General features: G+C 60.3%; 21 protein-coding genes. 7 read left to right on the forward strand and 14 right to left on the reverse strand.

The genetic code is table 11. The annotated features are described in order from the left end of the window. Positions 1–26 precede the first annotated feature (26 nt). The 6 genes from tauC to AC1Q6D_RS28210 form a co-directional block, all read right to left on the reverse strand. Positions 27–860, reverse strand: a complete 834-nt coding sequence (gene tauC, locus AC1Q6D_RS28185; RefSeq protein ID WP_103406047.1) for a taurine ABC transporter permease TauC — start codon at positions 858–860, stop codon at positions 27–29. Continuing rightward, the gene (gene tauB, locus AC1Q6D_RS28190; RefSeq protein ID WP_103406046.1) at positions 857–1,651 is read right to left on the reverse strand and encodes a taurine ABC transporter ATP-binding subunit; all 795 of its coding nucleotides are present in this window, start codon (positions 1,649–1,651) and stop codon (positions 857–859) included. The genes tauC and tauB overlap by 4 nt, the downstream gene beginning before the upstream one ends. Before the next feature lie 16 nt (positions 1,652–1,667). After that, positions 1,668–2,645, reverse strand: coding sequence for a taurine ABC transporter substrate-binding protein (gene tauA / locus AC1Q6D_RS28195; protein ID WP_103406045.1), 978 nt, complete (start codon positions 2,643–2,645; stop codon positions 1,668–1,670). A gap of 249 nt (positions 2,646–2,894) precedes the next feature. After that, positions 2,895–4,478: a glutamate--cysteine ligase gene (gene gshA, locus AC1Q6D_RS28200; RefSeq protein WP_103406044.1), complete on the reverse strand. Its 1,584-nt coding sequence runs from the start codon at positions 4,476–4,478 to the stop codon at positions 2,895–2,897. A gap of 211 nt (positions 4,479–4,689) precedes the next feature. Continuing rightward, positions 4,690–5,073, reverse strand: coding sequence for a PaaI family thioesterase (locus AC1Q6D_RS28205; protein ID WP_052193636.1), 384 nt, complete (start codon positions 5,071–5,073; stop codon positions 4,690–4,692). Then, positions 5,073–7,397, reverse strand: coding sequence for a Tex family protein (locus tag AC1Q6D_RS28210; protein WP_103406043.1), 2,325 nt, complete (start codon positions 7,395–7,397; stop codon positions 5,073–5,075). Before AC1Q6D_RS28210 ends, AC1Q6D_RS28205 begins: the two co-directional genes overlap by 1 nt. A 361-nt stretch (positions 7,398–7,758) precedes the next feature. Here AC1Q6D_RS28210 and ompR point away from each other — a divergent pair, with 361 nt between their 5' ends. Further along, positions 7,759–8,499 carry an osmolarity response regulator transcription factor OmpR gene (gene ompR / locus AC1Q6D_RS28215; protein WP_047536233.1) on the forward strand — a complete coding sequence of 247 codons (741 nt, stop codon included), beginning with the start codon at positions 7,759–7,761 and terminating at the stop codon, positions 8,497–8,499. Between the two features lie 115 nt (positions 8,500–8,614). Further along, positions 8,615–9,928, forward strand: a complete 1,314-nt coding sequence (locus AC1Q6D_RS28220; protein WP_103406042.1) for an ATP-binding protein — start codon at positions 8,615–8,617, stop codon at positions 9,926–9,928. A 58-nt stretch (positions 9,929–9,986) separates the two neighbouring features. On the opposite strand, the gene rimK is transcribed toward AC1Q6D_RS28220, so the two are convergent. After that, positions 9,987–10,892 (reverse strand): 30S ribosomal protein S6--L-glutamate ligase, encoded by a 906-nt coding sequence (gene rimK / locus AC1Q6D_RS28225; RefSeq protein ID WP_034148478.1) that lies wholly within the window; start codon positions 10,890–10,892, stop codon positions 9,987–9,989. Further along, positions 10,889–11,368 carry a retropepsin-like aspartic endopeptidase RimB gene (gene rimB, locus AC1Q6D_RS28230; RefSeq protein ID WP_047536237.1) on the reverse strand — a complete coding sequence of 160 codons (480 nt, stop codon included), beginning with the start codon at positions 11,366–11,368 and terminating at the stop codon, positions 10,889–10,891. Before rimB ends, rimK begins: the two co-directional genes overlap by 4 nt. Positions 11,369–11,583: 215 nt before the next feature. On the opposite strand from rimB, the gene AC1Q6D_RS28235 reads away from it, so the two are divergent. The 3 genes from AC1Q6D_RS28235 to AC1Q6D_RS28245 all read left to right on the forward strand — a co-directional run bounded on the left by AC1Q6D_RS28235 (position 11,584) and on the right by AC1Q6D_RS28245 (position 14,824). Next, a complete protein-coding gene (locus AC1Q6D_RS28235) occupies positions 11,584–11,988 on the forward strand; it encodes an RNA-binding S4 domain-containing protein (protein ID WP_047536239.1) in 405 nt (134 codons plus the stop codon). 212 nt (positions 11,989–12,200) lie between these two features. Next, the gene (gene hslO / locus AC1Q6D_RS28240; protein WP_047536240.1) at positions 12,201–13,103 is read left to right on the forward strand and encodes an Hsp33 family molecular chaperone HslO; all 903 of its coding nucleotides are present in this window, start codon (positions 12,201–12,203) and stop codon (positions 13,101–13,103) included. A gap of 179 nt (positions 13,104–13,282) precedes the next feature. Further along, complete coding sequence (locus AC1Q6D_RS28245) at positions 13,283–14,824, forward strand: phosphoenolpyruvate carboxykinase (protein WP_103406041.1); 1,542 nt, start codon at positions 13,283–13,285, stop codon at positions 14,822–14,824. A gap of 147 nt (positions 14,825–14,971) precedes the next feature. Here the strand turns inward: AC1Q6D_RS28245 and AC1Q6D_RS28250 are convergent, their stop codons facing one another. From AC1Q6D_RS28250 to AC1Q6D_RS28270, 5 genes are all read right to left on the reverse strand, one after another. After that, complete coding sequence (locus tag AC1Q6D_RS28250) at positions 14,972–15,325, reverse strand: DUF1493 family protein (protein ID WP_103406040.1); 354 nt, start codon at positions 15,323–15,325, stop codon at positions 14,972–14,974. Next, positions 15,322–16,599, reverse strand: coding sequence for a type II toxin-antitoxin system HipA family toxin (locus tag AC1Q6D_RS28255; protein ID WP_103406039.1), 1,278 nt, complete (start codon positions 16,597–16,599; stop codon positions 15,322–15,324). Before AC1Q6D_RS28255 ends, AC1Q6D_RS28250 begins: the two co-directional genes overlap by 4 nt. After that, positions 16,596–17,090 carry a helix-turn-helix domain-containing protein gene (locus AC1Q6D_RS28260; protein ID WP_103406038.1) on the reverse strand — a complete coding sequence of 165 codons (495 nt, stop codon included), beginning with the start codon at positions 17,088–17,090 and terminating at the stop codon, positions 16,596–16,598. Before AC1Q6D_RS28260 ends, AC1Q6D_RS28255 begins: the two co-directional genes overlap by 4 nt. A 184-nt stretch (positions 17,091–17,274) precedes the next feature. Beyond that, the gene (locus AC1Q6D_RS28265) at positions 17,275–17,571 is read right to left on the reverse strand and encodes a hypothetical protein (protein WP_103406037.1); all 297 of its coding nucleotides are present in this window, start codon (positions 17,569–17,571) and stop codon (positions 17,275–17,277) included. 235 nt (positions 17,572–17,806) lie between these two features. Next, positions 17,807–18,097, reverse strand: a complete 291-nt coding sequence (locus AC1Q6D_RS28270; RefSeq protein ID WP_103406036.1) for a hypothetical protein — start codon at positions 18,095–18,097, stop codon at positions 17,807–17,809. A 452-nt stretch (positions 18,098–18,549) separates the two neighbouring features. On the opposite strand from AC1Q6D_RS28270, the gene AC1Q6D_RS28275 reads away from it, so the two are divergent. Together AC1Q6D_RS28275 and AC1Q6D_RS28280 are read left to right on the forward strand one after the other, a co-directional pair. Continuing rightward, positions 18,550–20,508, forward strand: a complete 1,959-nt coding sequence (locus AC1Q6D_RS28275; protein WP_103406035.1) for a RecQ family ATP-dependent DNA helicase — start codon at positions 18,550–18,552, stop codon at positions 20,506–20,508. A 48-nt stretch (positions 20,509–20,556) separates the two neighbouring features. Then, positions 20,557–20,976: an acyl-CoA thioesterase gene (locus AC1Q6D_RS28280; protein WP_047536247.1), complete on the forward strand. Its 420-nt coding sequence runs from the start codon at positions 20,557–20,559 to the stop codon at positions 20,974–20,976. 70 nt (positions 20,977–21,046) lie between these two features. Here AC1Q6D_RS28280 and AC1Q6D_RS28285 read toward each other — a convergent pair whose 3' ends face one another. After that, a complete protein-coding gene (locus AC1Q6D_RS28285; RefSeq protein WP_103406034.1) occupies positions 21,047–21,535 on the reverse strand; it encodes a glycine zipper domain-containing protein in 489 nt (162 codons plus the stop codon). Positions 21,536–21,790: the final 255 nt, after the last annotated feature.

The raw sequence follows: 21,790 nt of genomic DNA on the forward strand, positions 1-21,790 counted from the left end.
TCCACAGGTATTTCACGTGGCAATTTTTAGTGAGCCTGGCCGTGCCATGGCACCAGTTTGCGTTGCAGGGCGCGCAGGCCCATCTCCATGGCAAAGGCAATCAGCGCGATCACCAGAATCCCCAGGACCACCACATCGGTGACCAGGAACTGCGCGGCCGACTGCACCATGAAGCCCAGGCCACTGGTGGCGGCGATCAATTCGGCGGCGACCAGTGTCGACCAGCCCACACCCAGGCCAATGCGCACGCCGGTCAAAATGTCCGGCAACGCGCTGGGCAGAATCACATGGCGAATCAACTGCGCACGGGTCGCGCCCAACGACTGCGCGGCGCGCAATTTCGCCGGGTCGACGGTGCGCACGCCAGTGGCGGTGGCGATGGCGATCGGGGCGAAAATGGCCAGGTAGATCAGCAGCACTTTCGACAGCTCGCCGATGCCGCACCAGATCACGATCAGTGGCAGGTAGGCCAGCGGTGGAATCGGGCGGTAGAACTCGATCAGCGGATCGAGAACGCCGCGAGCAATGCGGTTGTGGCCGATGGCGATGCCAACGGGTACGGCGGTCAGCACCGCGAAGCCCAGGCCCAGGCCGATGCGGCTGAGGCTCGCGCCCAGGTGCTGCCACAAGGTCGAATCCATGTAGCCGCTGGTGGCCAGCAACCAGCCTTTTTGAAGGACAGCGGACGGTGGCGGCAGGAACAAGGGTTCAATCAAACCGGTCGCCGTCACGGCCCACCAGATCACCACCAGGGCAATCAGCGTCAGCACGCTGATCCAGCGAGTGCTCAAAGTGCGACGAACCGGAATCACCGAAGCGCCAGGTTTCACCGCTACGGCCGGGATTTCATAGCTGCTCATGCGCGCTCCTGCCGCTGGGCGGCGCTGCGTTGGGAGAAGACTCTGGCGAGCACGTGTTCGCGGGTTTCGATAAAGCGCGGGTCGGATTTGATCGCCCGTGCCGACTCGCCGGCCGCGTAACGCTGACCGAAGTCCAGGCTCAGGCGCTCGACGATTTGCCCCGGATTGGGCGCCAGCAGAATCAGGTCGGTGGCGAGGAACACCGCTTCCTCGATGTCATGGGTAATCAGGAACACCGGTTTGGCCGTGCGCCGCCAGACTTGCAGCAGCAGTTCCTGCATCTGCTCGCGGGTGAACGCATCGAGGGCGCCAAAGGGTTCGTCCATCAATAGAACGCGTGGGTCGGCAGCGAGGGCGCGGGCCAGGCCGACGCGCTGCTTCTGCCCACCGGACAGTTGCCAGATGCGGCGGTTTTCAAAGCCGGAAAGGTCCACTAGTGCCAGCATTTCCCGGGCGCGGATTTCGCGTTTGTCCCGAGAGATGCCGGCCAGTTCCAGACCGAAGCCGACGTTGGCCAGCACGTCCTGCCAGGGCAGCAGGGCGTCATCCTGGAACACCACGCCGCGTTCGGCGCTCGGGCCTTTGACCGGGACGCCATCGAGGGTGATGCGCCCGGCGCTGGGTTCGACGAAACCGGCAATCAGGTTCAACAGCGAGGTCTTGCCACTGCCGGACGGGCCGAGGGCGACCAGCAATTGCTGGGGCCCCAGGGTCAGGGAAATATCCGACAGCACCGGTTCCGGGCTGCCTGGGTACTGTGCGCTGATACGCTCCAGCTGTAGCAAGGCCATGGCGATGAACTCCCGATCAGTGGGTAATGAACTTGGCGCTGACGTACGGCGCGTAGTCAGGCAGCACAGCCTCGACCTTGCCTTGTTCCTTGAGGAACGCGGCGGTGTCGGTGATGGCCTTGGTGGTCGGTGCGCCGAGGGTGATGACCTGATCAGCCGCCAGCGGATAAACGTTGCCTTGCAGCAGCAGCGGAATATCGCTGGCCTTGGCGCCAGACAGTTTTACAAGTTTGTCGACGTTGCCTTGATTGGCCAGCCAGGCTTTCGGGTCTTTGCGGTAGTCGGCGTAGGCGTCCAGGGTCACCTTGGCGAATGCGGTGACGATTTCCGGGTGCTTCTCGGCGAAGTCTTTACGCACGATCCAGGCATCGAAGGTCGGCGCGCCAAACTTGGCCAGTTCGCCGGAGGTGATCAGCACTTTGCCGTTTTCCTTGGCGACGCCCAGGGCCGGGTCCCACACGTAGGTGGCATCGATGTCACCGCGTTTCCATGCGGCGATGATGGCTGGCGGCGCGAGGTTGAGGACGGTGACTTTCGACGGATCGATGTTCCAGTGCTTCAGCGCGGCCAGCAGGCTGTAGTGGCCGGTGGAAACGAATGGCACGGCGATTTTCTTGCCGATCAGGTCTTGTGGGGTCTTGATCCCGGAACCATCACGGGCCACCAGCGCTTCGGCGGCGCCGATCTGGGTGGCGATGAGGAAGGTTTCCACCGGGACTTTGCGGGTAATGGCCGCCGTCAGGGGGCTGGAACCGAGGTAGCCGATCTGCACGTCGCCGGAGGCGATGGCGGCGATGATGTCGGCACCGTTATCGAATTTGCGCCAGCTGATGTCGGCCTTGGTGGCTTTTTCATAGGCGCCGTCGGCCTGGGCGACTTTCGCCGGGTCAACGGTGGTCTGGTAGGCGACAGTCACGTCAGCCGCCTGGGCAAAGAAGCTCGCTGCCGCCAAAGAAGCGGCCGCCAGCAGGCGAAGAGGGAAATGCAGTTTCATCGAGAAGCTCCTTGTCAGGCGACCGAGAGTCGGCGTGAAAAGGAGACTAAATGATATAAGAATTCAAAAATAAATAACTTTTTCGAATTAGCTTATTAGCGGAAAAACCTAAACGTGGCCGCTGCGTGCTCAATCGCGAGCAGGCTCACTCACACAGTGCTAACAGGGTGTGCACACAGTTGTGGCAACACTGAAAGTCCACTGTGGGAGCGAGCCTGCTCGCGATAAGGTCCGAAGAACCTTCTGATGTCAGTTGCTGATCGCCAGGATGCTCGCCTGATACGACCCGACAAACACGTCGAAATCGCCGACTTCGTTCTGTTCCAGCTCCGCTTGTTGAGCCAGCGACGTACGCGCCAGTTCTTCAAACCGGGCCTGTTCTTCAGCCGGCAATGGTTCGCTGCGGAAAAACTCGGCGTGGGCGCGGCTCTGGCGCAGGGAGAACTGGGCAAAGCTTTCCTTGTGCTCGGCCATGGTCGCCAGGACCTGGGCCGATGGCGTCAGGGAGGGGTCCTGAACCTTGGCCAACTGCGCATCCAGCGCCTTGCTGTGAGCATCGCCGCCGTGGCTCTGATCGAGCATCGCCGCCAGTGGCGCGATGTTTTCCAGCAATTGTGCGGCCCACTCTTTCAGGTCAACGGGGTGACCGTCGCGTTGCAGTTGCAGGCCCGGACGGCGACCTTCCTTGACCACGCTGAGGAAGTTCGAGGTCGCATTGCCGCAACTGGTGTTGGTCAGCAGCGGGCTGTCGTTCAGGGCGCAGTACAGCAGGAAAGCGTCGAGGAAGCGCGATTCGGTGAGATCGATACCCGTCGGCAGGAACGGGTTGATGTCCAGGCAGCGAACTTCAACGTACTGGATGCCGCGGGCCATCAGCGCCTGGATCGGCCGTTCGCCGGTGTAGGTCACGCGTTTGGGGCGGATGTTGGAGTAGTACTCGTTTTCAATCTGCAGGATGTTGGTGTTGAGTTGAACCCACTCACCGTCCTTGTGGGTGCCGACTTCGACGTACGGCGCATAGGGTGTGGCCACCGCTTTGCGCAGGCTGTCGATGTAGCTGCTCAGGTCGTTGTAGCACGGCGTCAGGCCGGCCTGGGCGTTGCTCTGGTAACCCAGGTCACTCATGCGCAGGCTGGTGGCATAAGGCAGGTACAGGGTGTCCGGATCCAGCTGTTCCAACTGATGCGAGCGACCGCGCAGGAAGCCGGCGTCCAGTGCTGGCGATGCGCCGAACAGGTACATCAGCAGCCAGCTGTAGCGGCGGAAGTTGCGGATCAGGGCGATGTAGGCCGACGACTGATAGTCGCGGTCGGTGCCGACGAAACCTTCGGCCTGCTTGAGCAGGGGCCAGAGTTTCTCCGGCAGGGAAAAGTTGTAGTGAATCCCGGCGATGCACTGCATGGTCTTGCCGTAACGCAGGGCCAGGCCCTTGCGGTAGACGTACTTGAGCTGACCGATGTTGGACGTGCCGTAATAGGCGATCGGGATATCTTCCTCGGCCGGCAGCGGGCACGGCATCGATGGACTCCACAAGTACTCGTTGCCGAGCTTGCTGTAGGCAAAGCGGTGAATCTTGTCCAGGCTCGCCAGCGTGTCCGCCGGGTCGGGCAGGGCCGGGGTGATGAACTCCAGCAGCGATTCGGAATAATCGGTGGTGATCTGTTCGTTGGTTAGCGCGGAACCCAATGCTTCCGGGTGCGGCGTTTGCGCCAGGCGACCTTCATCGGTCACGCGCAGGCATTCACGTTCGATGCCGTGAAGACACTGTTCGAGCAGAGAGAGGTTAGCGCGCTCGCCGAGCAGGGCCAGGCGGCGGTTGAGAAGTTCGCTCAAGTTGGATTCCTTCACGCGTCAGTCGCCCCAATATGGGGGTGGGCAAGACGGTCTACAAGGGTGAAGTTAAAACTGGCGTTTTCGCCTGGTTTTTGGAGCCGCTCAGGCCATATGCCGGTCAGTCAATAACCGCACAATTCCTGTGGGAGCGAGGTTGCTCGCTCCCACAGGTTTCATTGCGCCGAAATTAACTCAAATCGGTGATGCGTAGCTACAGGACTGCGAACGTGCCTTGTGCTTTTGCGACGAGTTTGTCGCCTTGCATCACATCGGCCTCGACCACCAGTGTGCGCCGGCCCGGGTGGATCACCCGCGCCGTGCACATCACCTCACCGTCAGCGACGGCGCGGATGTAGTTGATCTTGCATTCGATGGTCGCGCTCTGCTGGTCAAAGCCGTGGGTGCTGGAACAGGCCAGCCCCATGGCAATGTCCACCAGACTGAACAAGGCCCCACCGTGCAGCTTGCCACCGCGATTGCGCAACTGTGGTTCCAGCGCCAGGGCGACTTGCGCCACCCCGGTTTCCAGGCTGTGCAAGCGACAGCCCAGCAGCTTGAAAAACGCGCTTTCGGTCAGCCCGGCCGGGATGTCCATCAGCGTTTCTTCAACTGCTTGGCGTTGGCGAACAGCGAAGCCATGGCGTTGTTGGCCGGTGCCGCCGCCGTGGTTTCCTTGCGTGGCGCGGTGTTCTGGGATTGGCGCGGGGCCGATCCCGGACGTGCACCACGGGCACCGTCGATTTTCTCGCCCGGGGTGTCGCTCATGCGCATCGACAGGCCCACGCGTTTACGCGGGATGTCGACTTCCATGACCTTCACTTTCACCACATCACCGGCTTTCACCGCTTCCCGCGGATCTTTGATGAACTTCTCCGATAGTGCGGAGATATGCACCAAACCGTCCTGATGCACGCCGATGTCGACGAATGCGCCGAAGTTGGTCACGTTGGTCACCACGCCTTCGAGGATCATGCCCAGTTGCAAGTCCTTGAGGTCTTCGACGCCTTCCTGGAATTCGGCGGTCTTGAACTCCGGACGTGGATCGCGCCCCGGTTTTTCCAGCTCCTGGAGAATGTCGGTCACGGTCGGCAGGCCGAAGGTTTCGTCGGTGTATTTCTTTGGGTCGAGGCGCTTGAGGAACGCGGCATCGCCAATCAGCGAGCGAATGTCGCGGTCGGTTTCAGCCGCGATACGCTGCACCAGTGGATAGGCTTCCGGGTGCACGGCGGACGAATCCAGCGGGTTCTCGCCGTTCATGACGCGCAGGAAACCGGCGGCCTGTTCGAAGGTTTTTTCGCCCAGGCGCGCGACTTTCTTCAGCGCGGCGCGGGTTTTGAAAGCACCGTGCTCGTCGCGGTGGCTGACGATATTCTGCGCCAGGGTCGCGTTGAGGCCGGAAATGCGCGCCAGCAGCGCCACGGAAGCGGTGTTCACGTCCACACCCACGGCGTTCACGCAGTCCTCGACCACCGCATCCAGGCCGCGCGCCAGTTTCAGCTGCGACACGTCGTGCTGGTACTGACCGACACCGATGGATTTCGGATCGATCTTCACCAGCTCGGCCAGCGGGTCTTGCAGGCGGCGGGCAATCGACACGGCGCCACGGATCGACACGTCCAGGTCCGGAAATTCCTTGGACGCCAGTTCCGACGCCGAGTAAACCGATGCACCGGCTTCGGAGACCATGACTTTGGTCATCTTCATGGCCGGGTATTTTTTGATCAGTTCAGCGGCCAGCTTGTCGGTTTCACGGCTGGCGGTGCCGTTGCCGATGGCGATCAGATCGACAGAATGTTTGGCGCACAGGGCGGCCAGCACGGCGATGGTCTGGTCCCATTTGTTGTGCGGCACGTGCGGATAAACCGTGGCGTGATCCAGCAGCTTGCCGGTGGAATCGACCACGGCGACCTTGCAACCGGTGCGCAGGCCCGGGTCGAGGCCCAGGGTGGCGCGCGGGCCGGCCGGGGCCGACAGCAGAAGGTCGTGCAGGTTGTGGGCGAACACGTTGATCGCTTCGGTTTCCGCGCTATCGCGCAGTTCGCCCAGCAGGTCGGTTTCCAGGTGGGTGTAGAGCTTGACCTTCCAGGTCCAGCGCACCACTTCGCCCAGCCATTTATCGGCGGCGCGGTTCTGGTTCTGGATGCCGACGTGCTGGCCGATCATGCCTTCGCACGGGTGCATGGTGCCGGGCAATTCGTCGCCGACTTTCAGCGCGGAGCTGAGAATGCCTTCGTTGCGGCCACGGAAAATCGCCAGCGCGCGGTGCGATGGCATGCTTTTGAGCGGTTCGTCGTGTTCGAAGTAGTCGCGGAACTTGGCGCCTTCCTCTTCCTTGCCGGCGATCACGCGGGCACTGAGGGTGGCTTCCTGCTTGAGGTAATTGCGCAGCTTGTCCAGCAGGCCGGCGTCCTCGGCGAAGCGCTCCATGAGGATGTATTTGGCGCCTTCGAGGGCAGCTTTCACGTCGGCCACGCCTTTTTCGGCATCGACGAAGCGGGCGGCTTCGGCATCCGGCGTCAGGGTCGGGTCGTTGAACAGGCCGTCGGCCAGGTCGCCGAGGCCGGCTTCGAGGGCGATCTGGCCCTTGGTGCGGCGCTTCTGCTTGTACGGCAGGTACAAGTCTTCGAGGCGGGTCTTGGTGTCGGCGAGCTTGATGTCACGCTCGAGTTGCGGGGTCAGCTTGCCTTGCTCCTGGATACTGGCCAGGATGCTGATGCGCCGTTCGTCGAGTTCTCGCAGGTAGCGCAGACGCTCTTCCAGATGACGCAACTGGGTGTCATCGAGGCTGCCGGTCACTTCTTTCCGGTAACGGGCGATGAAGGGAACCGTGGAGCCTTCATCGAGTAGCGCGACGGCCGCTTCGACCTGTTGTGGGCGTACGCCGAGTTCCTCGGCGATGCGGCTGTTGATGCTGTCCATAAAACCACCTGACAAATTGTGAAAGCAGGCTCGCAGGCGCAGAAATAGGGGCTTGGCGAGTCTGGTTGAGCGGCCTGGCCTGCGCCGCTACCTGAGTCAACAGGCACTCCGTTGACCCGTGAAATCGAACAAATACTGCCAACGCTACGAAAATAAATAGCGTCTGTCTGTAGTACCGGTCCGATGTTGCCTGACACAAATGGCCGCGCATTATAACCAGCGTTCTGCCGTTAGGGGGCATCGCGGGGTGCAGGTGTAACGGCCGGTTTTCTGGCGGTAGAGGAAAAATCTGCTAACAATGCACACGGTGCGTATAACGGCAGCTACGCCATAATGCGCGCCGAGATCAAAGGAGCATCCAATGAGCAGCACTGCAAACATTGCTGAAGGCGAGAAAATTCTTATTGTTGACGACGATCCGGGCCTCAGCAGCCTGCTGGAGCGTTTTTTCGTCAGCAAGGGCTACCGCGCCCGTGCCGTCCCGAACACCGAGCAAATGGATCGCCTGCTGGCGCGCGAAGTGTTCAACCTGGTCGTCCTCGACCTGATGCTGCCCGGCGAAGACGGCCTGACCGCCTGCCGCCGCCTGCGCGGCGCGAACAATCAGATTCCGATCATCATGCTGACCGCCAAGGGCGATGAGCTGAGCCGTATCAAGGGCCTGGAACTGGGCGCCGACGATTACCTGGCCAAGCCGTTCAACCCGGACGAGCTGATGGCGCGCGTCAAGGCTGTATTGCGTCGTCAATCGGCCCCGGTGCCGGGCGCACCGGGCAGCGAAGACGAAAGCGTGACCTTCGGCGACTACGAACTGTCCCTGGCCACCCGCGAGCTCAAGCGTGGTGAAGAAGTGCACATGCTCACCACCGGTGAGTTTGCGGTACTCAAGGCCCTGGTGATGAATGCCCGTCAGCCGCTGACCCGTGACAAGCTGATGAACCTGGCCCGTGGCCGCGAATGGGATGCCCTGGAGCGTTCCATCGACGTGCAGATCTCCCGTCTGCGCCGGATGATCGAGCCGGATCCATCCAAGCCGCGTTATATCCAGACGGTCTGGGGTGTAGGCTACGTGTTCGTTCCGGATGGCACCGCCACCAAGTGATCGGTGATTTGTAGGAGCGGGTCGTACGGGCGATGGATCATATGATCCCGCCCGCAGACTCGCGATCCGCAATATGCGAGCATGGCTCGCTCCTGCAAGTATGTAGCGGTTATCCATGAAAACCCCGGTTTGGTTCCCCCAGAGCTTCTTCTCCCGCACCCTTTGGCTGGTGCTCATCGTCGTCCTGTTTTCCAAGGCGCTGACCCTGGTTTATCTGTTGATGAACGAAGACGTGCTGGTGGACCGTCAGTACAGCCACGGTGTCGCCCTGACACTGCGCGCCTATTGGGCCGCCGATGAAAACAACCGCGACAAGATCGCCGATGCCGTGCCCCTGATACGGGTGGTAGGTGCCGGCGTGCCGGAAGGTGAGCAACACTGGCCCTACAGCGAGATCTACCAGCGGCAGATGCAGGCCGAACTGGGGGCGGACACCGAGGTGCGATTGCGCATGCATTCACCGCCGGCGTTGTGGGTCCGGGCGCCAAGCCTGGGCGAAGGCTGGTTGAAAGTACCGCTGTACCCGCATCCGCTGCGCGGCCAGAAAATCTGGAACGTCCTGGGCTGGTTTCTCGCCATTGGCTTGCTGTCCACTGCAGCGGCGTGGATTTTTGTCAGCCAGCTCAATCAGCCTCTGAAGCGCCTCGTCTATGCCGCACGCCAGCTTGGCCAGGGTCGCAGCGTGCGTCTGCCGATCAGCGATACGCCCAGTGAAATGACCGAGGTGTATCGCGCCTTCAACCAGATGGCCGAAGATGTCGAGCAGGCCGGTCGCGAGCGCGAGCTGATGCTGGCCGGGGTGTCCCACGACCTGCGTACGCCACTGACCCGTTTGCGCTTGTCCCTGGAGTTGATGGGCGACCGCAGCGACCTGACCGACGACATGGTTCGCGACATCGAAGACATGGACGCGATTCTCGATCAGTTCCTGGCGTTCATTCGCGATGGTCGCGATGAGTCGGTGGAAGAGGTGGACCTGAGCGACCTGGTCCGCGAAGTCGCCGCGCCGTACAACCAGACCGAGGAAAAAGTGCGCTTGCGTCTGGAACCGATCCAGCCATTCCCGCTGCGTCGGGTGTCAATGAAGCGACTGCTGAACAACCTGATTGGCAACGCGCTGCATCACGCCGGCAGCGGCGTGGAAGTGGCGGCATACGTATCCGGGGACACCGCCGCGCCTTATGTGGTGCTGAGCGTGATGGATCGTGGTGCTGGAATCGATCCTGCGGAACTGGAAGCGATCTTCAACCCGTTCACCCGTGGCGATCGTGCACGGGGCGGGAAGGGCACCGGTTTGGGATTGGCGATCGTGAAGCGGATTGCTTCGATGCATGGTGGCAATGTTGAATTGCGCAACCGTTCCGGCGGAGGGCTGGAAGCGCGGGTGCGCTTGCCGCTGGGGTTGATGCTGCCGCGGGATGCGGTTTAAGCGCTGATTTCTTCGGTGGGGCTTATGGCGGCTTGCCAGCCGCCACAAGCCTCCAGGATCAGCCTTTCCCTTTGGTCCGCGTCATATTCGGCCCGCCATTCTTCTCCAGATGCTCGATGATGATCCCCGCCACGTTCTTGCCGGTGGTGGTCTCGATGCCTTCCAGGCCCGGCGATGAGTTCACTTCCATCACCAGCGGCCCGTGATTGGAGCGCAGGATATCCACACCCGCCACCGCCAGTCCCATGACCTTGGCCGCCCGCAACGCCGTCATGCGTTCTTCCGGCGTGATCTTGATGAGGCTGGCGCTGCCGCCGCGATGCAGGTTGGAGCGAAACTCACCCGGCTTGGCCTGGCGCTTCATGGCGGCAATCACCTTGTCGCCCACCACGAAGCAGCGAATGTCGGCGCCGCCGGCCTCCTTGATGTATTCCTGAACCATGATGTTTTGCTTGAGGCCCATGAACGCCTCGATCACCGACTCTGCCGCCGTGGCGGTTTCGCACAACACCACGCCGATGCCCTGGGTGCCTTCCAGTACCTTGATCACCAGCGGTGCGCCGTTGACCATCGCGATCAGGTCGGGAATATCGTCCGGCGAGTGGGCAAACCCGGTCACCGGCAAACCGATGCCCCGGCGCGACAGCAATTGCAGAGAACGCAGTTTGTCCCGCGAGCGGGCGATGGCCACCGATTCGTTAAGCGGAAAAACCCCCATCATTTCGAACTGGCGCAACACTGCGCAACCGTAAAACGTGACCGACGCACCAATGCGAGGGATCACGGCATCGAAACCTTCCAGCGGTTTGCCGCGGTAGTGGATCTGCGGTTTGTGGCTGGCAATGTTCATGTAGGCGCGCAGGGTGTCGACTACCACCATTTCATGGCCGCGTTCGGTACCGGCTTCGACCAGGCGGCGGGTGGAATACAGACGCGGGTTCCGCGACAGCACAGCGATCTTCATGCAACACCTGTGGAGGAGGTAGATACCGGGAACACCGGCTTGTCTTGTACATATTTAATGCCCGGATTGACCACCAACTGGCCATCGATCAGGGCTTTGGAACCGAGTAACAGGCGATAACGCATGGATTTGCGACAAGCGAGCGTGAACTGGACTCGCCAGACCCGATCACCGAGCGCCAGGGTGGTGCTGATCACGTATCGCACCTGCGCGTGACCGTTAGAGCTTTTAATGGTTTTCATCGTCACCAGCGGCGCTTCGCAACGACGGTGACGCAATTGCACCACCGTGCCCAGGTGCGCCGTGAAACGCACCCACTGCTCACCGTCGCGCTCGAAGGTCTCGATGTCGGTGGCATGCAGGCTGGAGGTGCTGGCGCCGGTGTCGATTTTTGCCCGAAGGCCCGCGACTCCCAAATCCGGGAGCGCCACCCACTCGCGCAGACCGACGACGGTCAAATGGTCAAATGTCTTCAAAGGTGCTCAACCGGTAGTAACCGCTGGGCCGCACACGGCCCGATTCGCGGTATTCACGCAGAATAATGATTAAAAGGCGACAGATATCTACGGCCCGGATTTCCAGCCCTTCAGGGAGGTTCTGGAATGCCTGCATTGTAATCCGAGACGAGGTAATTCTTGGTACGACAGAAACGGTAGTACAGTTCACCAATATTTCAGTATGAGGAAATCCCATGGCACAAAAAAACGAAGAGGACGACAAAGTCCGCCTCGATAAATGGTTATGGGCCGCGCGTTTTTACAAGACGCGTGCCTTGGCCAAGGCCGCGATTGAAAGCGGCAAGGTGCATTGCCGGGGTGAGCGTTGCAAACCGGGCAAGGAACCGCGCATTGGCGATGAATTTGTGATTCGTACCGGTTTCGAGGAGCGCACCGTGGTGGTCCAGGCGCTGTCGATCGTGCGCCGTGGCGCGCCGGAGGCACAGACGCTGTACGCCGAAACCGAGGCCAGTATCGCCAAGCGCGAAAACGCGGCGGCGCAGCGCAAGGCGGGGGCTTTGGGGGTGAGTACTGATGGCAAGCCGAGCAAGAAACAACGGCGTGATCTGTTCAAGTTTCGTGGCAGCAGCAACGATTGATTGACCGAAGCCACCGATCACATCAATCAGGCCAAGACTTGTATTTGCGCCTGCGTGTAGCCATATGAGGTAATTGGCCTACCGTACATGAGCCATTGGTCGTAAAGCGCACAGCGCCCTCTAACCCAATACCAGGCTGCAATACGCTATAGCCAGGGCGTAACCTCGAATTCTGCCACTACTTTTTTGTCACCACTTCAGATACCAGACTTATGACCGACTTACCGGATAACGACTTCACCCAACGCTTCATCTTCGATGACAGCGACACCCGTGGCGAGATGGTTTCGCTAGAGCTCAGCTACGCTGAAGTCTTGGCCAAACACGCCTATCCGGAGCCGGTCGCGCAACTGCTCGGCGAGCTGATGGCGGCTGCGGCGTTGCTGGTCGGCACATTGAAGTTCGATGGGTTGCTGATCCTTCAAGCCCGTTCCGAAGGTCCGATCCCGCTGCTGATGATCGAGTGCTCCAGTGAGCGCGACATTCGTGGCCTGGCGCGTTACGAGGCGGACCGGATTGCCCCCGACGCAACCCTGGCCGACTTGATGCCGGATGGCTCGCTGACCCTGACCATTGACCCTAACCAGGGCCAGCGCTATCAGGGCGTCGTCGATCTGGATGGCGAAACGTTGTCCGACTGCTTCACCAACTACTTCGTCATGTCGCAGCAGATTGGCACCCGCATCAAGCTGTGCGCCGATGGCCGCCACGCGCGTGGCCTGTTGCTGCAACAGTTGCCCGCCGACCGTTTGAAGGACGAAGAGGAACGCGCCGCCAGCTGGCAGCACCTCACCGCGCTGGCCACCACCCTGACCGCCGATGAACTGCTGAGTCTGGACAACGAAACCGTGCTGCATCGCCTCTACCATGAAGAGCAGGTGCGTCTGTTCGATGTGCAGAGACTGCGCTTCCGTTGCAGCTGTTCGCGCGAACGTTCGGCCAATGCCCTGGTCAGTCTGGGTATGGAAGACGCGCAGAACCTGGTGATTGAACACGGTGGAAAAATCGAGATCGACTGCCAGTTCTGCAACCAGCAGTACCTGTTTGATGCCGCCGATGTCACTCAATTGTTTGCTGGAGCGGGTGTCGAGACGCCGTCAGATACCCGTCACTAAAACGGTTCAGCGCAGGTAAATTCACTGGTTTGTGCCGGAATAACGCCGTTACGACGGGAGGGCCCTACTATTTTTGGGCTTTTCTGGCATAATCCGGCCCACTTTTTTCGCGGTAGTAGTGCGCGACTTTCTACTACAAAACGTTTGGAGCACTCGGCCACTGGCCGACGGGGAACCTCATGACGCAAGCCAATAACGCCGTGTACACCGATCTGAGTGTTGATGATCTGGTTAAAGAAGCCCTCAACCGCGGTGAAGGCGAGCTTGCCGATACCGGCGCACTGGTTGTTCGTACCGGTCACCGTACCGGCCGTTCGCCAGTCGATCGTTTCATCGTTGATGAGCCGACCACCACAGGCGCCATCGCCTGGGGCCCGATCAACCGCAAGTTCCCGGCCGACAAGTTCGACGCCCTGTGGGATCGCGTAGAGGCGTTCAACAACGCGCAAGAGCATTTTGTTTCCCACGTGCATGTAGGTGCGGCTTCCGACCACTACCTGGCCGTGAAGATGACCACCCAGACTGCCTGGCAGAACCTGTTCGGCCGCTGCCTGTTCATCAACCCGGCCCAGTACAACCCGGCTGGCCGTGATGAGTGGCAAGTGCTCAACGTTGCCAACTTCGAATGCGTTCCAGAGCGTGACGGCACCAACTCCGATGGTTGCGTGATCCTCAACTTCGCACAGAAGAAAGTGCTGATCGCTGGCATGCGCTACGCCGGTGAAATGAAGAAAGCCATGTTCTCGGTGCAGAACTTCCTGCTGCCGGCCGCCGACGTGCTGCCAATGCACTGCGCCGCCAACATCGGCGAAGAGGGCGACGTGACCCTGTTCTTCGGTCTGTCCGGCACCGGGAAAACCACCCTGTCCGCCGACGAAAGCCGTTACCTGATCGGTGACGACGAGCACGGTTGGGGCGAGGGCGTGGTGTTCAACATCGAAGGCGGTTGCTATGCCAAGTGCATCGACCTGTCCGAGAAGAACGAGCCGGTCATCTGGAAAGCCATCAAGCACGGCGCAGTGCTGGAAAACGTCGTCATCGATGACGCCAAGCACGCCGACTACGCCGATGTCAGCCTGACCCAGAACAGCCGCGCCGCTTACCCGCTGGAGCACGTTGCCAAGCGCTCCGAGAAAAACCTCGGTGGCGAGCCGAACGCTGTCATCTTCCTGACCTGCGACCTGACCGGCGTGCTGCCGCCAGTGTCGATCCTCAACGAAGAGCAAGCGGCCTACCACTTCCTGTCCGGCTACACCGCGCTGGTGGGTTCGACTGAAATGGGTTCGGGCAGCGGCATCAAGTCGACCTTCTCTACCTGCTTCGGCGCACCGTTCTTCCCGCGTCCGGCTGGCGAATACGCAGAACTGCTGATCAAGCGCATCCGCGGCTTCGGCTCCAAGGTCTACCTGGTCAACACCGGCTGGACCGGTGGCGGCTACGGCGTCGGCAAGCGCTTCAACATCCCGACCACCCGTGCGGTGATCGCAGCGATCCAGAGCGGCGCGCTGATCGGTACCCAGACCGAGCACCTGGACACCATCAACCTCGACGTGCCACTGGCCGTTCCGGGCGTTGAGACTGGCCTGCTGAACCCACGCAACACCTGGGCTGACAAAGCCGCCTACGACGAAGCCGCCAAAGCACTGGCCGGCCTGTTCATCGAGAACTTCAAGAAGTTCGACGTGAGCGACGCGATCAAGGCTGCCGGTCCTCAGTTGTAAGCGTTGGTTTGATGCAATGAAAAAACCGCCTCTCGGGGCGGTTTTTTGTGGGCGTTATTCAGGTTTTCAGGTGCAGCACAATGCCTGACAAGCACCTGCAGCGACCCAGCCGCCCCATAATGTCCTTATCGTCATGGGCTGGGGACGTTACCGTCCTTCAAGCTCCTCGGTGTCCCAGCGTTGCGCCTTGATGGCGCGGTAGAGCATACCGATGGTCAGCGGAATCTTGTCGCCGCGACCCTTGGCTTTGCGCTTGAGGAATACATCGTAGCCGTCGGGCTGGAAATAGCGATAACTGTCGTAGTCCACGAAATCGATGGCGAACTGCTCTTCCAGGCTTTCGATCAAGTGCTGGGCATCCGCGCCGTTGCAGCCAAGGTCGACATTGATCGAGGTGTCGAGGCTGATGGTTTTTCGTTCGGGCAGGCCGATTTCTTCGTGCAGCAGCTGCATGAGCAGGTGCATGGCGGGGGTGTCGGGAAAGTGGGGGGCGAGGTTCATTGCGTAGGCTCCGCCAATCGAAATGCAGGCGCCATATTGTCCTGCTCACGTTTTGAGAGCCCCAATGCCTGCGCCAGCGTTGGCCATTGGCTGACAACGTCTTTGAAGCGGTCGATGATATTTTCTGCATCCGCATGACTGACCCGAAAATATTCCGCCACTTCTCGCGCCAACTCCAGATCCAGTGCGTTGTCGGCATCGGTGATGTTGAGTTTCAAACCGTCGGCATGGGCCACCGGGTTCATGTCATAGGCGGCAGACAAGCGCCATCCCCGACCTGGGTCGAGGATGAAGCCATGATTGCGCAGGTGATCGTCGGTATTGGAAACCAGAATGTTGAACACAATGCGAGACCATAACTCCCGTAGGTCCGCGTTGGTTTGCGAGCCGTGTTCCATGAGCACTTCGGCCAACTCAAGGTAGCTTGCGCCGACTGAAGCATCGTCCCCGTCAACGCGATCAGTCAGGGTCATGGCTGAGGCAAAGTGCAGTCGGCCACCCCGTTCGGTGCGATCGAAGCGCTTGACCATGAAGCAGTGATGATCACTGGCATAGCGTCGGGCGATACCGGTTGCGACGCGCAGGCCGCAGTGATTGGCCAGGGCATTGACCACCAGTTCCCAGGCGCCAACGTCATAGTCATCGCGGGTACTGGGGAACTTGGCGATCCACAAGTGACCGTGCTCGTCTGCAACGCTGGCCTTGGGGCGGGCACCACCGAGTGAGCCGCCCGGTGCGATCAACATTCTCAGCCACTCACGGCCATCGAGTGAGGTGTTGTCCGGATCGTTTTCCAAGGCTCGACTGGCTTGCTCCAGCGCCCGCAACTCAATGAAGGGCGGGGCGGCCACGCCATCGCGATCATCGAGAAAGTTGCCTTGGTCATTAAGCTTGTAGCGGATCGCACCGACCCGATAGAGGTCATGTACACCCAGCAGGAAATCTGATTCGTGGAGCTTGCTGCCCTTGGCAATCAAGCCGTCGCGGATATCCCGTTCCAGCCGCCGTTTCATCAACAGTTGGCCCCATCGATCCGGGCTTGAGTCAGCGAACACGCCAAATCGGCTTTGATGTTGTCCGGGAAACTGCCGGCCTTCATAGAGGCTGATGCGAGGGTCCAGCGCTGTGAAATTCAACTCGGGATCGGCCAGCGCAACCCTGTCGTACTCAAACTCGAAGACTTCTGTGGACCGGGTCTTTCGGGCATGCAGGAAACCGAGACGCCTGGGCCCATTCAAGGACTCCCAATCGGCATACACCGCAATCTGCGTCATTGTTCACCTGTCGTGGACTTGGTTTTTTTCTGGGTCAACAGACTGGAAAGAGAGTGGGTGTTGAAGGGGTAGTCAGCCAGCAGATCTTCTGCGGGGCTGGCGCTTTCAATGACTTCAGTCTCTTTTCCGGTTTTGGGGGGGGCTTTTTTAGCCACGCTGACTTTACGTGCCAGTCGGTTCGAGTCGTTGGATGAAGCGGCCCTGGGTTTCAGTTGTGCGTCCTGCAGTTGCCGCCCCACCTCATCGGTTGCCGCGAGTTTGCTCAGGTCTTTTTCAAGGCCCAGCACCTGCATGACGGACAGGTAGGCACCGATGGTCACGCCTGAACCACCGGATTCCAGAGAGCGCAAGGTTGTCAGTGACATGCCTGATCTCTCGGCGACTTGCTTGGCGGTGAGCTTGCGGCGCAGTCGTGCCAGTTTCAGTCGCTCCCCGAACTCGGCAAGCAATCGGGAAGCGGCGGGCAGGAGTGGTGCGGTCTTCTTGGCCATGTGCCAATATTCCTTCATTTTTTAGCCTTAACTGCCAGAATAATAGCACTTAAGTTAAGAAGCATCGCCTTGCCCTGAAGGCGCCGCACTGCATCAAATTTTCTGGGGGACCTCCTTTGTACTGCCATTATTCCAGCTGAAATTACGGTAAACAGCCAGAATAATGCCAGTTTTAGCAGTGGTCTCAGGCTGGCGCTTTCCAGTTGAGCATGCGTTGCTGTGCGACCTTGAGCAGGTCACAGCCGTCCTGGGTCAGGAGGTAGAGCGCGTGGGTGATGTGGGGGATGTCTTCGACATCGCCGTCGTGGAAGTTTTGGCAGTGCAGGGTGCGGAGCAGGTCGCTGGAGGCCCGGATGCGCTGGAGGGCGGCTCCGAGGATGTCCTGGGGGTTGGCTTCGGTGTCGATGATCAGGGGTGGGGAGTCGGTGAGGCTGGTGTGGAGCGGGCGGTAGCGATTGGGAAATGGATTTAACGTGGTCACTGAAGAACACCTCTATTTTTAGATGGGAATGTGGATCTCATTGTTCTCGGGTGACCAAGCCCGAGCCGCTGATTACCGCGGCAGTTGAACTATATGAATGAGTCCCCGGCCCGCGATAGCCGACAAGTTGTCTTCTTTTGTAGGACCGTGCCGAAGCTTGCATAGGGCGTTGCTGACGGCGTTATCTACCGTTCTTCGCTGGCAAGCCAGCTCCTACAGGGGGATGTGGTGGTCGTTAGCCAGTGAGTTTCGGCAGGCGTTGGCGGGCGATGTCGAGCAGGTCGTTGCCGTCCTGGGTCAGCAGGTACAGCGCGCTGACGATATTGGGGATGTCGCTGGTGTCGGCCTCTTTGAAGCACAGGCAGTACAGGGTTTCCAACAGGTTGCTGGCGGCGCGGATGCGTTGGTGGGCGGCGTCGAGGATCTCGACCGGATCGGCTTCGGTGTCGATCACCAGTACCGGAGTATCGCTGTAGCGGGTTTTGAGCGGGCGATAGCGGTCGTTGAGTGATTCGGGGTTGTTCATCAAGGTCAGTCCTGTACGAAGTCGGCAAGTGTGCCCGGCAGGCCGAGACACTGTTTTCAGCCGCGCCGCAAACTATAGAAGGGCGTGAGGCGGTGCCACAAGACGGCTGAGATGGACAGGTTTTGTAGGGTCTTTACTGGCTTTTGAGGAAGAGACCTACGAGTGGGTAGCGGTTTTTTACCGCGTAACTGCTTGCGGTAAAAATTCCTGCGCAGTTGTCAGTCGCCGCGCCAGGAAACTCGGCAACGGGCGCTTCAGATTCTGTAGGGTGTTTCGAGTTTTGTGGTGAAGGAGCCCGACAGTCAACTAATGCCTGAAGCCTGATGCCTTGCATTGTCGTTCCACCATCCGCTGTATCATCCCGAATCGTTTTGCGCCCCCGACCTTTTCTCGACTCGCTGCCATCGCCGACTAGGCTTTGCACTTCGCAGCGGTCAACGGAGTGACAGCTTATGCACAACACCCTGGAACAGGTTTTCGGTTATCCACAGTTTCGACCCGGCCAAGAGGCGGCGGTCAGCGCGGTGCTGGCGGGGCGCTCGGCGGCGGCGATTTTCCCCACGGGCTCTGGCAAGTCCCTGTGCTATCAGCTTTCGGCCGTCTTGCTGCCGCACCTGACGCTGGTGGTCTCGCCGTTACTGGCGTTGATGCAGGATCAACTGGCGTTCCTGCAGCGCCACGGCATTGCCGCGGGCAGTATCGATTCGGCCCAGAGCCGTGATGACGCCAGCGACGTGATGGCCCGGGCCAAGTCCGGCGAATTAAAGATTTTGATGATCTCGGTGGAGCGCCTGAAAAACGAGCGCTTTCGCAACTTCTTGCAGCAGGTGCCGATCTCGCTGCTGGTGGTGGACGAGGCGCATTGCATCTCGGAGTGGGGCCACAACTTCCGCCCCGATTACCTCAAGCTTCCCGACTATCAGCGCCAGTTCAACATTCCTCAGGTATTGCTGCTGACGGCCACCGCGACGCCCAAGGTGATCGCCGACATGCAGGCCAAATTCGCCATCGCCCCCGAGGATGTGGTGACCACCGGTTTCTATCGGCCCAACCTCAATCTGTTGGTGGAACCGGTGCGCGGGCAGGACAAGCGCCGACGCCTTGTCGAGTGGATGAGCCAGCGTCCCGACCAGCCGAGCATCGTCTACGTCACCCTGCAGAAAACCGCCGAACAGATCGCCGAGCACCTGAGCCGCAACGGCATTCAGGCCGAGGCCTATCACGCCGGGTTGCCCCATGAACAACGCGAAGCGATCCAGAAGCGCTTCATGGGCGGGCAGTCCAATTGCATCGTCGCCACCATCGCGTTCGGCATGGGCATCGACAAGAGTGACATCCGCAACGTGGTGCATTTCGATCTGCCCAAATCCATCGAAAACTACAGCCAGGAAATCGGCCGTGCCGGGCGTGACGGACAGCCATCCGACTGTCTGGTCCTGGCCAACCGCGACAGCCTTAACGTGCTGGAAAACTTCGTCTATGGCGACACCCCGGAGCTGTATGGCATCCGCTGTGTGCTCGACGAAATGCAGGCCGCTGCGCCCGAGGGGCAATGGGAGTTTTTGCTCGGGCCTTTGGCGGATCAGAGCAACATTCGCCAACTGCCACTCAAGACCTTGCTGGTGCAACTGGAACTGCGTGGCCTGATCGCCCCGCGTTACGCCTACTACGCCGAGTACCGTTTCAAGTACTTGCTGGAGCCTGAGGCGTTGCTGGCGCGTTTCGAGGGCGAGCGCAGGGATTTTGTCGCGGCGATCATTCAGACCTCCAGCCGCGCACGGACCTGGGCCACGGTGAATTTCGAGGCGTTGTATCAGCAGCATCAGGCCGAGCGCAGCCGGGTGGTCAAGGCGCTCGATTACTTCCAGGAGAAGGGTTGGGTCGAGCTGGAAAGCAAGCAGATGACCGAGGTCTACAGCCTGCTGCAAACCGGTTTCGATAGCGTCGTGTTGAGTGAAGAGCTGCACGGGTATTTCACCCGGCATGAACACACCGAAATCGCGCGGATTCACGCCATGCTGGACCTGTTCGCTACCGAGCATTGCCTGGGCTATCGCCTGGCCGAGTATTTCGGCGACACCAACGCCCCCACGCAATGCGGACATTGCTCGGTGTGTCACGGGCAGGTGGCGCGATTGCCGGAGCCACCGCCATTGCCGGCGCTTGTGGATAAAAACTTCGAGGCCTTGTGTGGGGACTTTATCCACAGGCATCAACAGCACACGGGCGGCGTGCCATCGGCGGAGCGGGTGACGCGGTTTCTGTGCGGGATCAGCGTGCCGCTGTTCACCAAACTCAAGGCGCGGGCGATTTCGGGGTTTGCGGTGCTTGAGGATTATCCCTACGCCGAGGTACGTGGGTGGGCTGAACAGCACCTGGCAAGCGCGGTGTCCCCCGACGATGCTTCGTGACACGGTTTTCGACGTAGACTGGCAGCCCGACTCCAGGAACCCACGCTGATGCCTCAACGTTCCGATTACCCGCATTTCCAACCCATCACCACGCGCTGGCACGACAACGATGCCTACGGTCACGTGAACAACGTGACCTACTACAGCTTCTTCGATACGGCGGTGAACACCTACCTGATTGAAGTCGGGGGGCTGGACATCCACGATGGCGAGGTGGTGGGCTTCGTGGTGAGTTCGGCCTGTGATTACTTTGCTTCCGTCGCTTTCCCGGACCGCATCGAGATCGGTTTGCGGGTAGGCAAGTTGGGCAACAGTTCGGTGCAGTATGAGCTGGCAGTGTTCAAGGCCGGGGAGGATGAAGCCTGTGCGGCGGGGCGCTTCGTGCACGTGTTTGTGGATCGTGCGTCAAATCAGCCGGTGGCGATTCCCGGGCAGTTGCGCGCAGCGCTGGAGCGCCTGGTGGTTTAGACGGGCAAAAAAAATCGCAGCCCGTGGGCTGCGATTTTTTGAAGTACCGGCTAACGAGGCGATCGAGGCCTCAGTCGCGGTCGTGATAGTACCTGTGGTGCTTGCGATGGCCGTAGGCATGGCCACGCCCAGGGTGATCGTCACGGTAGTAACGTCGATCATCATGGCCACGATAGGAGCGACGATCGTCCTCACGGTTACTCTCGTTGCCCATGTAGTTACCCAGCGCGCCACCTGCGCCGCCGCCTGCTGCGGAGCCGATCAGGCTGCCGGTGGTGCCGCCCATGCTGCGGCCGACCACGTTACCGCCTGCTGCGCCCAGCGCACCACCAATGGCGGCTTCGCCACGGCTGTGTTTGTTTGCGCCGACGGCGCTACCACCCGCGCCGCCCAGGGCCGCGCCAATGGTGGAACCTGTATTGCCGCCTAACGACTGACCGACGACTGAGCCCAGAACCCCGCCCAATGCGCCGCCCACACCTGCTTCGGTGGTGCCGCCAGCGGAGGCGAAGCCACTGACCAGGCCAAGGGACAACAAGAGAATCGAGGAGAACTTCATAGAGGAACCTCAAGGGGATGACGGCGCGATCCTGAGGCTGTGTCATAACTGTGACAATCGAAATCCGACGAGTAACACGACTTGCGCACATTTCGATAAGTTACTGTTTTTGGGGCGGAACTTAACGGTTTTTGGCCGGTCTGTTGCTACTTGGCAAAGGCCGTTTTTACGCAAAAACGGCCTTTTTTGTGGGCGATTGGAAAGTGATTGCCCCTCAATATTTGTTGTCAGTGATGGCGCCATCGCGAGCAGGCT

The organism is Pseudomonas sp. MT92 (genome assembly GCF_058792515.1).